At 64.9% G+C, this 14,425-nt stretch carries 18 protein-coding genes; 9 read left to right on the forward strand and 9 right to left on the reverse strand.

Annotation, left to right across the window (positions count from 1 at the left end):
* Positions 1-125: 125 nt before the first annotated feature.
* The 4 genes from PMI42_RS39940 (at position 126) to PMI42_RS03180 (ending at position 3,626) form a co-directional block, all read left to right on the forward strand.
* Complete coding sequence (locus tag PMI42_RS39940) at positions 126-275, forward strand: hypothetical protein (RefSeq protein ID WP_193376315.1); 150 nt, start codon at positions 126-128, stop codon at positions 273-275.
* Between the two features lie 344 nt (positions 276-619).
* The gene (locus PMI42_RS03170) at positions 620-1,660 is read left to right on the forward strand and encodes a PrsW family glutamic-type intramembrane protease (RefSeq protein WP_008130531.1); all 1,041 of its coding nucleotides are present in this window, start codon (positions 620-622) and stop codon (positions 1,658-1,660) included.
* 67 nt (positions 1,661-1,727) lie between these two features.
* Positions 1,728-2,306 carry an HdeD family acid-resistance protein gene (locus tag PMI42_RS03175; protein ID WP_008130533.1) on the forward strand — a complete coding sequence of 193 codons (579 nt, stop codon included), beginning with the start codon at positions 1,728-1,730 and terminating at the stop codon, positions 2,304-2,306.
* Between the two features lie 234 nt (positions 2,307-2,540).
* Positions 2,541-3,626, forward strand: a complete 1,086-nt coding sequence (locus PMI42_RS03180; protein ID WP_008130535.1) for a 3-deoxy-7-phosphoheptulonate synthase — start codon at positions 2,541-2,543, stop codon at positions 3,624-3,626.
* Between the two features lie 54 nt (positions 3,627-3,680).
* Here the strand turns inward: PMI42_RS03180 and PMI42_RS03185 are convergent, their stop codons facing one another.
* The 3 genes from PMI42_RS03185 to epmA are packed head-to-tail and all read right to left on the reverse strand — an operon-like array spanning position 3,681 to position 6,127.
* Positions 3,681-3,932 (reverse strand): hypothetical protein, encoded by a 252-nt coding sequence (locus PMI42_RS03185; RefSeq protein WP_008130536.1) that lies wholly within the window; start codon positions 3,930-3,932, stop codon positions 3,681-3,683.
* A 39-nt stretch (positions 3,933-3,971) separates the two neighbouring features.
* Positions 3,972-5,066: a lysine-2,3-aminomutase-like protein gene (locus tag PMI42_RS03190; protein WP_008130537.1), complete on the reverse strand. Its 1,095-nt coding sequence runs from the start codon at positions 5,064-5,066 to the stop codon at positions 3,972-3,974.
* The gene (epmA, locus tag PMI42_RS03195) at positions 5,063-6,127 is read right to left on the reverse strand and encodes an EF-P lysine aminoacylase EpmA (RefSeq protein ID WP_008130538.1); all 1,065 of its coding nucleotides are present in this window, start codon (positions 6,125-6,127) and stop codon (positions 5,063-5,065) included. Before epmA ends, PMI42_RS03190 begins: the two co-directional genes overlap by 4 nt.
* 162 nt (positions 6,128-6,289) lie before the next feature.
* On the opposite strand from epmA, the gene efp reads away from it, so the two are divergent.
* The 3 genes from efp to PMI42_RS03210 all read left to right on the forward strand — a co-directional run bounded on the left by efp (position 6,290) and on the right by PMI42_RS03210 (position 9,575).
* Positions 6,290-6,856 carry an elongation factor P gene (efp, locus tag PMI42_RS03200; RefSeq protein WP_008130539.1) on the forward strand — a complete coding sequence of 189 codons (567 nt, stop codon included), beginning with the start codon at positions 6,290-6,292 and terminating at the stop codon, positions 6,854-6,856.
* A gap of 45 nt (positions 6,857-6,901) precedes the next feature.
* Positions 6,902-8,503 (forward strand): hypothetical protein, encoded by a 1,602-nt coding sequence (locus PMI42_RS03205; protein WP_008130540.1) that lies wholly within the window; start codon positions 6,902-6,904, stop codon positions 8,501-8,503.
* A gap of 163 nt (positions 8,504-8,666) precedes the next feature.
* Positions 8,667-9,575: an amino acid ABC transporter substrate-binding protein gene (locus PMI42_RS03210; RefSeq protein ID WP_008130542.1), complete on the forward strand. Its 909-nt coding sequence runs from the start codon at positions 8,667-8,669 to the stop codon at positions 9,573-9,575.
* A 50-nt stretch (positions 9,576-9,625) separates the two neighbouring features.
* On the opposite strand, the gene PMI42_RS03215 is transcribed toward PMI42_RS03210, so the two are convergent.
* Positions 9,626-10,129: a cupin domain-containing protein gene (locus tag PMI42_RS03215; protein ID WP_008130544.1), complete on the reverse strand. Its 504-nt coding sequence runs from the start codon at positions 10,127-10,129 to the stop codon at positions 9,626-9,628.
* 21 nt (positions 10,130-10,150) lie between these two features.
* On the reverse strand, positions 10,151-10,630 hold the full coding sequence (locus PMI42_RS03220; RefSeq protein ID WP_008130546.1) for a carboxymuconolactone decarboxylase family protein: 480 nt from the start codon (positions 10,628-10,630) through the stop codon (positions 10,151-10,153).
* Positions 10,631-10,684: 54 nt separating this feature from the next.
* Here PMI42_RS03220 and PMI42_RS03225 point away from each other — a divergent pair, with 54 nt between their 5' ends.
* Complete coding sequence (locus PMI42_RS03225; protein ID WP_008130548.1) at positions 10,685-11,206, forward strand: MarR family winged helix-turn-helix transcriptional regulator; 522 nt, start codon at positions 10,685-10,687, stop codon at positions 11,204-11,206.
* Positions 11,207-11,213: 7 nt separating this feature from the next.
* Here the strand turns inward: PMI42_RS03225 and PMI42_RS03230 are convergent, their stop codons facing one another.
* From PMI42_RS03230 to PMI42_RS03240, 3 genes are all read right to left on the reverse strand, one after another.
* Entirely contained in the window at positions 11,214-11,399 is a 186-nt protein-coding gene (locus PMI42_RS03230; protein WP_008130549.1) for a hypothetical protein, read from the reverse strand.
* A gap of 85 nt (positions 11,400-11,484) precedes the next feature.
* Positions 11,485-11,736, reverse strand: a complete 252-nt coding sequence (locus tag PMI42_RS03235; RefSeq protein WP_008130550.1) for a hypothetical protein — start codon at positions 11,734-11,736, stop codon at positions 11,485-11,487.
* A gap of 57 nt (positions 11,737-11,793) precedes the next feature.
* On the reverse strand, positions 11,794-12,054 hold the full coding sequence (locus tag PMI42_RS03240; RefSeq protein WP_008130551.1) for a hypothetical protein: 261 nt from the start codon (positions 12,052-12,054) through the stop codon (positions 11,794-11,796).
* Between the two features lie 126 nt (positions 12,055-12,180).
* On the opposite strand from PMI42_RS03240, the gene PMI42_RS03245 reads away from it, so the two are divergent.
* Positions 12,181-13,410: a lytic murein transglycosylase gene (locus PMI42_RS03245; protein WP_008130552.1), complete on the forward strand. Its 1,230-nt coding sequence runs from the start codon at positions 12,181-12,183 to the stop codon at positions 13,408-13,410.
* 111 nt (positions 13,411-13,521) lie between these two features.
* On the opposite strand, the gene PMI42_RS03250 is transcribed toward PMI42_RS03245, so the two are convergent.
* Positions 13,522-14,319 carry an aldolase gene (locus PMI42_RS03250; protein ID WP_035964332.1) on the reverse strand — a complete coding sequence of 266 codons (798 nt, stop codon included), beginning with the start codon at positions 14,317-14,319 and terminating at the stop codon, positions 13,522-13,524.
* Positions 14,320-14,425: the final 106 nt, after the last annotated feature.

A 14,425-nucleotide genomic window follows, 5' to 3' on the forward strand; every position in this document is an offset into this window, starting at 1 on the left:
ATACCCCTGCTCCCGCAGGTGCCGCCGATTCGAGCTGCCACAACGGTCATTTTGCGGCGGGAGCGATTGCGCAAACCGCAGGGCGGCCGCGGAACGCATGGCATGGGCGTTGCTTTCTTATCGCCATGACCCATCTCGCCCCCACCGACCAAGCTTTCCTGCTGCTGCTGATTGCCGGCTGTCTCGGCTCATGCCTGATCCGCGCCTTCTGGGAGCTGGAGCAGGCCCGCGCCCGGCGTGTCGCGACGCAGCGCAGGCGCGCAACGAAAGCGTGACCAGGCCAATCCGGCCGGCCGCGCGTTGTCCGGACGCGCGTTGTCCGGAAGAGGCCGAGGCCACCTCTGGACTCGCTGCCTGCGTACGTGCATCGTGAATCAAGGAAACCCTAGCATTCCCTTGATCTGACTTATCAATCACGGTCCAGCACCGGCCGTGAGATCGTTGCCATGGATGACGAGCTGGCCGTGTCATGCAATTGATTAGGCTCATGTTCTCGATGTGACGATCCCGATGAACGCCGGCTGCCCCACTTGTTCAGCGAAGCGACAGCAAGCGCATGACACATGGTCGCATCGGTGGACGTAGATAAGCAGACCAAGGGAACCTATTTTCGGCGCCGATGTACCTGATTGAAGCGTTACCCACCGTCATCGGAACAGCCGCCATCGCCCCGGCGCTGCTGATGCTGTGGCTTGTCATTGCCGCCGAGGAACGTCCGGGACCGCCAGCCCAGGTCTGGACCGCGTTCCTGCTCGGCGCGGCCAGCATCTCGCTGCTGGGCCTCGCCCGCGCCCCGTTCGCCAAGATGGTCGCGGCCCCCGACAACCCCTGGGCGGCTCTGGCCATGCATTCGGTCTTTGGCGTCGCGCTGCCGGAGGAAGCCGTCAAGGTGATCGCCATCGTGCTGATCTCCTCGACCAAGCGGCGGACCTTTGCCAACCCCATGGACACCGTCGTCTATGGCGCAGCGGTCGGCCTCGGCTTTGCCGCCTATGAGAACCTCGCCTATCTCGTCCAACATGCCGAGATGTGGCGCTCGCTGGCCGCCCTGCGCAGCGTTCTGACGGTGCCGTTCCACGGCGCGCTCGGCATCATCGCCGGCGCTTACCTGACCATCGCGCGCGCCGGCACGGCGCTGGGGGCGAACCGCCACCATCGCGACTGGGCCCGCCTGTCCAGCCGCCTGTTGATCTTCGCAGGCCCGCTCGCGCTGCATTCGGCTTTCGACTTCCCGCTGCTCACGCTCCAGCGCATGCCCGATCTCGATCCGACGATCCGGATGTGGCTGGGCGGTGCCAGCCTGCTGATCGGCTTCAGCTCGATCGCCTTCGCCATTCGCCTCGTCCGCCGCGTGGCGCGCCACCATGCGCCCCGGACCGATGTCGCACGCGAGCGGCTCAGCCAGCTGCGCCGGATGTGGGCACTGCTGCTGGCCGGCGGCGGCGTCGGCTTTCTCGGCCTCGCCTTCGTGCTGACCTCGATCCATCACTGGCTGATCAACCCTGAACGCAATCTGACGCTGGCCCTGATTCCGATCGGTTTCGTCTCGATCCTGCTCGGCCTTGCGCTTCTGATCGTCACGATCGCGATCTATGTTCTCGGCCGCAACCGCGTTCGCACCAGTGGCGAAGGCTTTTCGTCTGTGCACGGCGGCGGTTGAGACGCGGGTGGCAAGCGCGGCGTGCGCGTACTAGATTGAGCACACGCCATCCGACCTGGAGCCGCCGATGACATCGCCCGAGGATTTTTCACGGCTGCAAACCGCCATGAGCCAGACGGTGAAGGCGCATTGGAAAGCCTTCCTGTTCGAGGGCATCCTGCTCGCCGTTCTCGGCGTCGCCGCGTTGATCTTGCCGCCGCTTGCAAGCCTCGCCATCGCGATCTTTCTCGGCTGGATGTTCCTGATCAGCGGCATCGGCGGGCTGATCGTGACCTACTGGGCGCGCAGCACGCCGGGGTTCTGGTGGTCGCTGATCTCGGCTGCACTTGCCGTGCTGGCCGGCCTGCTGCTGCTGGCGCGGCCGATGCAGGCCGTGCTGACGCTCACCATCGTGCTCGGCGCCTATTTCCTCGCCGAGGGTGTCGCCACCATCATGTATGCGCTGGAGCACCGCCGCGAGCTGAGCGGCCGCTGGTCGTGGCTGCTGATCTCGGGCCTCGTCGACATCGCGATCTCGTTCATGGTGATCACGGGACTGCCGAGCTCGGCGGAATGGGCGATCGGCGTGCTGGTCGGTATCAACCTGCTGTTCGGCGGCGCCACCCTGATCGGCATGGCGCTGGCGGCACGCAACAGCAACAGTTGAGGGGTCTCATCGCCTGCCTATCCGATTGGGGGGTGACAAGCCGCCGACGGCGCGCTATATGGCCTCCCATGATCACCCTCGTCACCAGCTATTTTTGGTACTTTAGCTACGACAGCTCGCTGGCGGCAGGAGGATCGCGCTCAATCTGAAATATTGAAGCAAACGTCCGAACAGCCGCCAGACCTGGCGGCTTTTTTATTGGCCGGCAGGTTCTAAAACAAACAGGAGCCTGCCGTGCTGAGCACGACTGACGATCTTCGCATTCGCGAACTGAAAGAGCTGAGCACGCCTGATGAGGTGATGCGGGAAGTCCCGCGCACGCTCACCGCAACGCGTGTGGTGATGGCGGCGCGCAACGCCATCCACGCCATCCTCAACGGCCAGGACGACCGCCTGCTGGTCGTGGTCGGCCCCTGCTCGGTGCACGATCCCAAGGCCGCACTCGACTACGCCGAGCGCCTCGCCAAGCTGCGCGAGGACCTCTCCGACCAGCTCGAGATCGTGATGCGGGTCTATTTCGAGAAGCCGCGCACCACCGTCGGTTGGAAGGGGCTGATCAACGATCCCGATCTCGACGGCAGCTTCGACATCAACAAGGGCCTGCGGCTGGCGCGCAACGTGCTGTCGGCGGTGAACAATCTCGGCCTGCCCGCCGGGGCCGAATTCCTCGACATGACCACACCGCAATATATCGCGGATCTCGTGTCCTGGGCCGCGATCGGCGCCCGCACGACCGAGAGCCAGATCCATCGCGAGCTGGCCTCCGGGCTGTCCTGCCCGGTCGGCTTCAAGAACGGCACCGACGGCAACGTGCGGATCGCGGCGGATGCGGTGAAGTCGGCTTCGCATCCGCATCATTTCATGGCTGTGACAAAGCTCGGCCGCTCCGCGATCGCCTCGACGTCGGGCAACGAGGACTGCCACATCATCCTGCGCGGCGGCAGCAAGCCGAACTACGATGCGACAAGTGTCGCGGCCGCCTGCAACGATCTGGCGAAATCAGGCGTCGCACCGCTGGTGATGGTCGATGCGAGCCACGCCAATTCGAGCAAGAAGCCGGAGAATCAGCCGCTGGTGATGGCCGACATCGCCGGCCAGATCTTGGGCGGCGAGAACCGCATCATGGGCGTGATGATCGAGAGCAATCTCGTCGCCGGCCGCCAGGACGTGGTGCCGGGCAAGCCGCTCACTTACGGCCAGAGCATCACCGATGGCTGCATCGACTGGGCGACCACGGCCACGGTGCTGGAGCAACTTGCGGATGCGGTCGAGATCCGGCGCAACGCCGTGCGCGCCGGCCTCCACGAACGTTCCGCGTAACGCCGGTCAATCGCGGGCGGGGCGATGCTGTTCGCGCCCTGCCCGCGGTTCCGATCAGCAACCGCGGCAGATGCTCTTGATCTTCTTGTCGAGCGCCGCGTCTTCCTTGTTCACGGGATTGTTCGGGTCGCTCAGATTCTTCTCGTTCGGCACGTCGCCGGCGCGCGGCTGGCGGTGACCGATGGGTGCCTGCGGCAACGAACCCGACGTGGCCCCGCCTGACGTCGATCCCTTGGTGCCAGTCTGCGCAACCGCCGCGCCGCCGAGCAAGACCACGAGCGATGCTGCCACCATGATCTTCTTCATTTCCGCTCCTCCATTCTCAAACCGGCGTTCTCTCACCCTTCAGGTCTCGGGCGGATAGAGATGAACGTCGCCGCAATAGTCCACGATACGATAACGCGTTTCGCCTCCGGCTTCACGCGCATCCGGTGCGGTATTTTGCTCCGCCAACACGTAATTCGGCCCGACCGGCGACTTGCCGGCGCCGCCGGGAATGTCGATGACATAATCGGGCTGACACAGTCCTGACACCCGTCCGCGCAACTGCCTCATCAATTCCTGCCCCTCGGCGAGCGTGGTGCGCAGATGCGCAGTGCCCGGGGCGAGATCACCGTGATGCAGATAGTAAGGCTTGATCCGGCATTCGACGAAAGCTCGCATCAAATCCGACAGGGCCGTGACATTGTCATTGACGCCGCGCAAAAGCACGGACTGGCTTACCATGGGAATTCCGGCATCGACGAGCCGCGCGCAGGCCTCGCGCGCCGGACCTGTCAGCTCACGCGCATGGTTGGCATGCACCGCGACCCAGGTGGTGGCGCCACTGACCTTCAGCGCGGCGACCATCTCGTCGGTGATGCGCGCGGGATCGGCCACGGGCACGCGGGTGTGAAGGCGGATGATCCTGACGTGATCGATGCCGGCCAGATCGGCCATGATCTCGCTCATCCGCCGCGGCGACAGCATCAGGGGATCGCCGCCGGTCAGGATCACCTCCCAGATCTCGCTATGCGAACGGATGTAGTCGATCGCCGCCCGATAGGCGCTGTCGGAGAGTGCGTTCTCCTTGCCGGGGCCGACCATCTCGCGGCGGAAGCAGAAGCGGCAATAGACCGCGCAGACGTGAACGAGCTTGAACAGCACGCGATCGGGATAGCGATGCACGATGCCGGATACCGGCGAATGCGGGTGATCGCCGATCGGATCGGCGTTCTCGCCCGGCTGTACCTCCAGCTCCGCGTCCGTCGGAACGAATTGCCGCGCGATGGGATCGTCGGGATCGGATGTGTCGATCAATTCGACCAGCGCCGGCGTGATCGCCACCGCATAGCGCGCAGCAACGCGCTCGAGCGCGGGTAGCGCCGTCGCAGGCACGAGGTCCGCGGCCACGAGTTCAGCCGGCTCACGCAAGGTGCGTGCAAGATTGGTCTTTGTCATCTCTCGCTTGACGTTTCATTTGCAGGCGGTGTCCACACCACCTGATCAATTCGTAAAGCCCCGCTCGCCAGCATCACCAGCCGGTCGAAGCCGAGCGCGACGCCGCTCGCCTCCGGCATGACGGCGACGGCGGCCAGAAAATCCTCGTCGAGCGGATAGGCCTCCCCGTAGCGGCGCTGCTTCTCCGCCATCGATTCCGTGAAGCGCTGGCGCTGCTCCTTGGCGTCGGTCAGCTCGCCAAAGCCGTTGGCGAGCTCGACGCCGCAGGCATAGACCTCGAACCGCTCGGCGACCCTGGGATCGCTGGCCTTCACCCGCGCCAGTGCCGCCTCTGGAGATGGGTATTCGAACAGGATGGTCAAACGCCCCTGCCCCAGATGCGGCTCGACATGCTCAACCAGGACCTTGCTGAAGATGTCCGACCAGGTGTCGTCTCCGGCGATGCGGACCTTGCCGCCGGCCGCCTTCGCGAGCGCGGCACGGTTACCCTCGTTGCCCGAAATTGTCGACAGCAGATCGATGCCGGCGAACCGCTCGAAGGCGCCCGCGACCGTCACCAGCTCCGGCTCGGCGAAGGGATCGGCGGTCCGGCCCCGGAACGAGAAGGTGCCGATCCCGGTCGCCTGCGCGGCCCGGGCGATGACCACGATGGTGTCCGCCATGATGGAATCGTAGGGGGCCCCGGCCCGGTACCATTCCAGCATGGTGAACTCGGGCAGGTGAAGGTCGCCCTGCTCCCGGTCGCGGAACACCCGGGCGAACTCGAAAATCCGCTCTTCACCCGCCGCCAGCAGCTTCTTGCAGGCGAATTCCGGCGAGGTCCGCAGGTATCGGCTGTCGCGGCTGCCGTCCGGACGCATGATCTCGGTCCGGGGGGCGTGCAGATGGGTTTCGTTGCCCGGAGAGACCTGGAGGACCGAGGTTTCGACCTCGATAAACCCCTGTTCAGCGAAAAAGCCCCGCAGAGCCCCGGTAATCGCCCCCCTGGCCTGGAGGTACGGCCGCCGGTCAAGGTGCCGCGAAGGCGACCAGAACGGGGAAATCGGCTTGTCCCCAGCCATCAACCGATGGCTCCCCGGCCCAGCAAAATGCTGGCTTCCAGCGGCAAAATCAGTATGTTGCGGCCCGAAACGGGCGCTGAGGTCCGATTTGAGACCCCGAGTCCCCCCGAGATTTGACCACGTCCTGGCCGGAGCCGGGCCAAGCAAGCAGGAAATATAGCTTTGAGAGTCATCGCCAGTTCTATTCGCAAGGGCAACGTGATCGAGCAAGACGGCAAGCTTTATGTCGTCGTGAGCGCCGAGAACATCCATCCCGGCAAGGGCACCCCGGTCAGCCAGATCGAAATGCGCCGAATCTCGGACGGGGTAAAGATCTCCGAGCGCTACAAGACCACCGACCAGGTCGAAAAGGCCACGATCGAAGAGCGCAACTACACCTTCCTGTACGAAGATGGCGACGGCTACCACTTCATGAACCCCGAGACCTACGATCAGGTCCAGGTCTCCAAGGACGTCGTCGGCGACTCCGCCGCCTATCTTCAACCGGACATGACCGTCAAGCTGTCGACCCACGACGTCAACGTGGTGTCGCTCGCCCTGCCGCAGCGCGTGACGCTGGAAGTGGTCGAGACCGAGCCGGTCACCAAGGGCCAGACTGCGTCCTCGTCCTACAAGCCCGCGGTGCTTTCCAACGGCGTGCGCACCACCGTGCCGCCGCACATCGCCGTCGGCACCCGCATCGTGGTGATGACCGAAGACGGCTCCTACTCCGAACGCGCCAAGGACTGAGCGAGGGATCGAGGATCGGGACAGGTAGCGCCGGGGGGCGAGACAGTGGTTGGGAAGAGTTTCCGCTTCGTCTCGCTCGTGCTGGCGTCGCTGTCGCTCCTCACCACCACGCCGCTCGCTGCGGACGAAATCCGCAGCCCTTCGCTTACGGCCCTGCGCGTCGATTGGCGCGCAGCGCTCGACCAGCTCCGCACCGAGGTCAACAGCCGCCCCCAGATCGCGGGCGACTTCATCTTCGCGCCCCGCCGTTCGGTGCCGCGCTACGACCCGCGCGCCATGCCGGCGCTGGTGCAGCTCAACGCAGTCTCCTCGCAATTCTTCACGGGCATCGCCCGCAGCTCCGTGCCCGTGCTGTTGCCGTTCGATGCCGGCGCCTATCTCGAAGCCCGGCGCAGCGGCGCACCATCGAGCCTGTCGGTGTCGCGCTACCAGGCCGATTTCAATCCCGTCGACATGTTCGATGCCGGTCCTGCTGGGTACAGCGCGACCTTTTCGCTCGAGCCAGGCGCTGGCGACGGCATGCCGACGCGCGTCTTTGCAAGGCCGGTCGAGGTGCAGATCACGGGCTCGGCGCTGCTCTACGACATCGCCGATCCCGCCGGCGGCAAGGGCGAGCCGGTCAAGCCGCTGGCCGCCCTCTATCCGGACCTGCGCAAGTTCATCCGGGAAGGCTATGTCCGTTACGCCTTCACGCGTTTCGGCGTCGCCTATGTGGTGTCGGTCCAGTGCCTGGACAGCGTCGCAAAACCGCGGCGGCTTGCCTGCAAGGAGGCCTATCCGGTTGCCGAGCGCTTCCTGAAGTCACTGCGGATCGCCGGCGGGCAGCGCATGCGCCCGCTGACGGACATGGCCTCGAACCTCGTCGACCGTCCCGCGCCGCGATCGGCGGAATTCAGCTACCGGCCGAGCGGCGACATCATCCCGAACACCGGCTATCGCAATAAAGCCGGCCATCCCGACGTGATGGCCTATGCGCAGATCCGTTTTCCGCTGGAGAAGGCACCTGCGTTCATCCGTTCGCAATCCTACGGCAAGCGCGACAAGAACGACGGCCCGACTGCCTATCCCTGGCGCGACAATTTTTGCGAGTCGCGCAGCTTCGAAGTCTGGCAATGCGCCGGCGGGTACGGCCACCAGGGCGAGGACATCCGCGCGGCCGACTGCCCCCCAGCGGGCGAAGGCCGCGAACCCTGCGATCCCAAGCAGCGTGTCATCGTCGCGGTGCGCGATGCCATCGTGATCCGCGGCGCCAAGGACCAGGCCGCGACGCTTCAAGTCAACGGCCGCACCGAACACATCCGTTTCCGCTACATGCACATGAACCCGCAGGCGATGAATGCCGACGGCCTGCTCAACGGCCGGATCGTCAGCGAGGGCGAACGGATCGGCCTCGTCTCGAACTATCTTGAGCATCCCGCCGGCACCTCCATGCATCTGCATTTCGACATCCAGGTGTTCACCCGCGACGGCTGGATCTGGGTCAGCCCTTACGTCACGCTGGTCTCCGCGTACGAGCGCCTGATCCGCGCCCGCGGCCGCGAGATCGGCCCGGAGATCGCAGTCACGGCCCAGCCGGTGGCACATGCGCTGCCCGAAGACGTGATCAAGCCGGACCAGCGCGAGGGATCGAGCAGCGAGGAGAATTGAGGCAACTAGCGCCCCGCCGCGCACCGCCTCGATGACAATCCGACGCCAAGCCCCTGCACGCCCCCGGCCGGATCAACTTCCAGCCCCACACCGAACGAGCCGGCCGTCTCTGGCCCCAGAATTGCTTTGCGCTCGGGCAGGCTAACTGGATGAAGGGAAGTACATGCGTAGTCTCACCACGGCGGCCGTTCTGGCCATCGCATTCGCCATGCCGGCTCAGGCGCAGGACCTGACCGGTACGCTGAAGAAGATCAAGGAGACCGGAGCGATCACGCTCGGGGTGCGCGACAGCGCGGTGCCCTTCAGCTATATCGACGAGAAGCAGAAGACCGTCGGCTACGCCATCGACATCTGCATGAAGATCGTCGAGGAGATCAAGGCCGAGCTCAAGCTGGACAAGCTCGCGGTCAACGAGAACCTGGTGACGTCGTCCAACCGCATTCCGCTGATGGCGAACGGCACCATCGACCTCGAATGCGGCTCGACCACCAACAACGCCGATCGCCAGAAGCAGGTGTGGTTCACCAACACGCACTTCCTCACGGCGAGCCGCTTCGTGTCGAAGAAGGCCTCCAAGCTCGACCAGGTCGACGACCTCAAGGGCAAGGCCGTCGTCTCGGTCTCGGGCACCACCAACATCACCCAGCTCAACAAGGCCAACGCCGCCCGCTCGCTCGGCATCACCGTGATGAATGCCAAGGACGTCCCCGAAGCGTTTCTGATGGTCGAGACCGACCGCGCCGAGGCGTTCGTCATGGACGACATCCAGCTTGCGGCGATGATCGCTTCGTCGAAGGATCCGTCGCTCTACGCCATCAGCTCGGGTGCCTTCTCCGATCCGGAGCCGTACGGCATCATGCTGCGCAAGGACGACGCGGCGTTCAAGACGGTGGTCGATCGCGCGACGGAAAAGCTCTACAAGAGCCCCGAGATCGCGAAGATCTACAACAAATGGTTCATGGAGCCGGTGCCGCCGCGCGGCCTCAACTTCCATGTGCCGATGCCGGTGTCGATGAAGAAGTCATTTGAGCATCCGTCGGACAATCCGGATCCGGCCTCGTACGGCGGCTGAAGACTCGATCAGGTAGCCCGGATTGCGCTTCGCTCCATCCGGGCTACCTTCTACTCCAGCAACGTCGTCAGCTGCGCGCCTTCATCCGCCACGAACACGGCGATCAATTCGGCCGGCTCGGTCATGCTGGCGTTGGCCGACACCAGATGCGTCGACCCCGGCGGCTCGAAGAAGGACTGGCCGACGCCAAAGGTCTCGACCGGTCCGCCGCCGAGCTGGGAGCGGATCTCGCCCTTGGTGATGTAGGCCGTCACCGAGCCTGCGTGACGGTGCGGCCGCGAAAATCCGCCGGGGCCGTAGAACACCCGCACGATGGTCACGCGCTTGCCCGGCACGTTGGGCAAGGCGTAGGAGCCGATCGACTCGACCTTGTCGAGCGGCGAGCTCTCCGCGGCCGTGGCGCAGAGCGGCGCGAGCACGCCAGAGACGGTGTCCATCGCCACCGGCAGCGCCTTGCCGATCGCCAGCGCACAGGCGAGCCCGCCGACAACGGCCAGCGCCATCGAGCGCGACGGCAATGGACGTCGCATGTTACCCAAAATCATTACGGTCATGACAGCCTCCCCTTGTTCTGGTCAGGACGCCGCGGCATTCGCGGCGACCGGCCGCTTCGCCGGCGTCCATCGAAAGGCTGCGCCGAAACGGTTCCAGACGTTGATCGAAGCAATGGCCGACGTCAGGTACATCAGCTCGGTCTCGGAGAATTCGCGCTGCACCTCGGCATAGACCTCGTCGCCGAAGCCGTCGGGCAGCAAGGTCAGCGCCTCGGCCCAGGCCAGCGCGGCGCGCTCGCGGGCGGAAAAGATTGGCGCCTCGCGCCAGACCGCGACCAGATTGAGCTTGTCCACGGGCACGCCGATGCGTTCGGAGAACAGGATGTGATGCTGCACGCAAAAGGCGCAGCCATTGATCTGCGACGCCCGCAGCTTGACGAGTTCGAGCAGCTGCTTGTCGAGGCCCGCCTTGGCCGCCACTTGGCCCAGCGCCAGCACCAGATCATACGCGTCGGGCGCGATTCGCTTGAAATCCTCGTATTCGCTGCGGGCGTGTGACATTGCCGTTCACCTCGTGTTATTATAAGAATGCTTACATCTTATAAGAGCACTTACATGTTACGCAAGCCACCCAGGATCACGAGATCGAAATCCCCAGGCAAAACCGCCGGGCCGGACGCTGTGCGCGTGCCGGCCCTTGGCGAAGGCAAGCGCGGCGAAGAGGGCTATCTCGGTTATCTCTTGCGCCAGGCCCACGCCGCAGTCCGCCTGACAATGGAACGGACACTTGCCGATCTCGGCGTGACATCGCCGCAGTTCGCCGTGCTGACGATGCTCAACGCCTATCCGGGACTATCGGGCGCCGATGTCGCCCGCCTCACCTTCCTGACCCCGCAGACGGTCGGCGTGATCATCCGCAACCTGGAACGCGACGGCGCGATCGAGATGACGCCCCACCCCGTCCACGGCCGTATCCAGCAATGGACGCTGACGCCGCGGGGAGCGACATTGTTGAAGGCGTGCAGGGAGCGTGTAATCGCGCTGGAGAAGCGTCTTGCCGGGGGATTGGATGCCAAGGCTGAGGCGAGTATTCGCCGCTGGCTCGCCGGCATCGCAGCTGATTTGCAGGAGGACTAGGCGAGGCCTAATCGCCGCCGCCTCCGTCGCCGCAGCCCCCGTCGCCGCCATCGGCATCCGAGAAGTCGCTGATAGCGCCGTCACCTTTAATGCCGCGGCCAAAATTCTCGACAATGATCATCAGGACCACGACGAACAACCCGGCGCCGAATGGCCAGGGATTGGCACGGATGATGTCGAACAGCTCCCGCATGTGCGCATCATGCGCAGGCGGAAGCGAACCGACCGTAAAGCGGGCAGGCTCAAAATCGGAGGGATCGGACTAGCGCGGGGCCGCCCTAGCCACCCTTCAATACTTTCTTAACCACACCATCCGGCCAAGCTTCGCCCGCCGCAATCACCCGCACGCGACTTTGGTCCGTGCCATTCACCAGCACGTGCGACCCCACCCGGTCGCCGTTCGGCTCCAGGTGCAGATCGGTCTCGGGCTTCCAGCTCAGCGTCGTTGCGAGATCGCCCGGGAAAATCTGCCACTGCGATCCGTCGTCGAGTTCGACGACGTGGCTCTCCGCATGCGCGCGTATCTTCATTCCACCCCGAATTCTCGATGAAGGCGGGCCCCGGCGATCAGCCGGCGCCCTGGTCCGTCAGTCGTTGTCGTGATGGATCACGGTCTTGCTGCGATTGCCGAATTCGTCTTCCTTCTTAATTACCGTGGTCCGGCTGGAAGGCTCACGCTCCCTGATGACCGTGGTGCGATCACGATCCCGGTCGCGCTCACGATATTCGTGGGACTGACCGACCGTCACGCCGGCGCCGACCGGGCCGACATGAACGCCGACTTCATCGGCGAACGCAGGGGCCGCGATCGCGGTGACCATGGCAGCGGCAAACAGATATTTCCTCATTTTGTCCTCCTCCAATGTGGTGCGGAGGGAATGCAGCAGTGCGACACTTTGTTCCGAAGCTGACGACTGTTCCAGGTGTTCCAGGAACCGACTCACACCAGCCATGTTTCCCGCTAGAATAGATCCATGAAACAAGCTGATTCCTCGGCCCACCACACCCGCCGCACCGTGCTGAAATCCGCGTTTGGCGCGGCGGCCCTGATCGCGTCGCCCGCGCCTGTTCTCGCTGCTCCTGCGGGCTTCGACGAATGGCGCGAGAGCTTTCGCGCGCGTGCGATGGCAAAAGGCATTTCGGCCGCGACCTGGCAGCGCGCGATGGCGCGGGTCGAGCCCGACATGAGCGTGTTCAAGCAGATGCGCAACCAGCCGGAATTCCACGAGCAGGTCTGGCAGTACATCAACCGCCGCGTCTCCGACTGGCGCATCATCAACGGCAAGATCGCCCTGAAGAACAACGAGGCGCTGCTCGCGCGCATCGAGCGCGATTTCGGCGTCGAACGCGGCACGCTGCTGGCCCTGTGGGGTGTCGAGTCCGCCTATGGCGATCCCTTGGTTCAGCAAAACCACATGACGCCGATATTCCCCTCGCTCGCCGCGCTGGCCTGGAACGAGCCACGCCGAAAAGCCTATTGGGAGACGGAGCTCATCAACGCGCTGCGTATCGTCGACAAGGGCTGGAGCACGCCGCAGGAGATGCAGGGCTCCTGGGCCGGCGCGATGGGGCATTCGCAATGGATGCCGGAAGTCTGGCTCAATGTCGGCATCGACTATGACGGCGACGGCAAGGTGTCTCCGTTCGGCAAACCCGATGACGCGCTGGGATCCACCGCCAAATATCTCGTCAATCGCGGCAAGTGGCGCCGCGGCGAGCATTGGGGTTACGAGGTGCGCACATCCGGTGGGGCGAGCGGCAGCCGCACCTATGCGGCGTGGCAGGCGGCTGGCGTCACCCGCGCCGACGGCCAGCCGTTCCCGCAGCCTAATGCATCCGCGCAGCTGTGGACACCCGTTGCGGGCGGGCCGTCATTCCTGCTCGGGCCCAATTTCAACGCGGTGAAGAGTTACAATCCCTCGATGAACTATGCGCTGGCGATCTGCCATCTCGGCGACCGCTGCCTGGGCGCGCCGCCCTTCATCCAGCCCTTCCCCGGCTCCGAGCGCGCGCTGACGCTGGCCGAGGTGCAGGAGATGCAGACGCGCCTGACCAAGGCCGGGTTCGACACCGGCGGCACCGATGGCCGCGTCGGCAACGACACGATGAAAGCGATCAAGGATTTTCAGCAGCGCGCGGGGATCTCGCCCGCGGATGGCTATGGTGGGCTGAAGGTGCTGGCCAAGCTGCGGCAGGGCAGCTGATCGTAGGCGCGCCCCGTAGCCCGGATGGAGCGCAGCGCAATCCGGGGCGATTGCTTCCGCGACTAACGCCCCCGGATTACGCTGCGCTCCATCCGGGCTACGCGACGATCGCTAATGCCGGTACTGCGGCTCTTCCGCGTCGAGCTGGCGCCGGACGGCTGCGAGATGCAGCTGCGCGGATGCGGAATCGCCCTCGCGCATCTGCCTGTAGGTTTCAGCCGCGATGGCGGGATCGACCGGCAGCACCTTGCGTCCGGTCGACATCGCCAGCACCTGCACCTCGGCCGCGCGCTCGAGGTAATAGAGATCGTCCCAGGCTTCCGCGATGGTCGGCGCCAGCACCATCACGCCGTGATGCTTCATGAAGACGATGTCGGCATCGCCGACGGCGGAGGCGATGCGCGCGCCCTCGCGGTTGTCGAGCGCAAGACCGTTGTAATCTCGATCCACCGCCGTGCGGCCGTAAAACTTCAATGCGGTCTGGCCAGCCCAGACCAGGGGATCGCCTTCGGTCATCGACAGCGCCGTCGCGTAGGGCATGTGGGTATGGAAGGCGACCTTGGCGCGCGGCAGCAGCCTGTGCATCTCGGCGTGAATGTAGAACGCGGTCGCCTCCGGCACGCCCTCGCCGTCGAGGACGTTGCCGTGGAAGTCGCAGATCAACAGTTTTGACGCGGTGATCTCGCGGAAGGCGTAGCCGTAGGGATTGACCAGGAAGAGATCGTCATGGCCCGGCACGACGGCCGAGAAATGGTTGCAGATGCCCTCCTCAAAACCATTGCGCGCGGCCATGCGGAAGCAGGCGGCGAGATCCTCGCGCGCAGTGCGGATCGCATCGGTAGCGAGGTCCGGCCGGTTCGAGCGGAACGGCGCGGGCGAGGAAGAAGACGAATGGAGGCTGTGCGCCATGGCGAAGGACACCTTTGTCGGTCGGGAGCTGCCCGCCTTGTACAGGGGCTGCGCCTGTGCGTCAGCCCCCGCGGGCGCCACCCTGCCCTTCGCAGCCCGCGCGGCG

It is taken from the genome of Bradyrhizobium sp. YR681 (assembly GCF_000282615.1).
Lineage (GTDB): Bacteria > Pseudomonadota > Alphaproteobacteria > Rhizobiales > Xanthobacteraceae > Bradyrhizobium.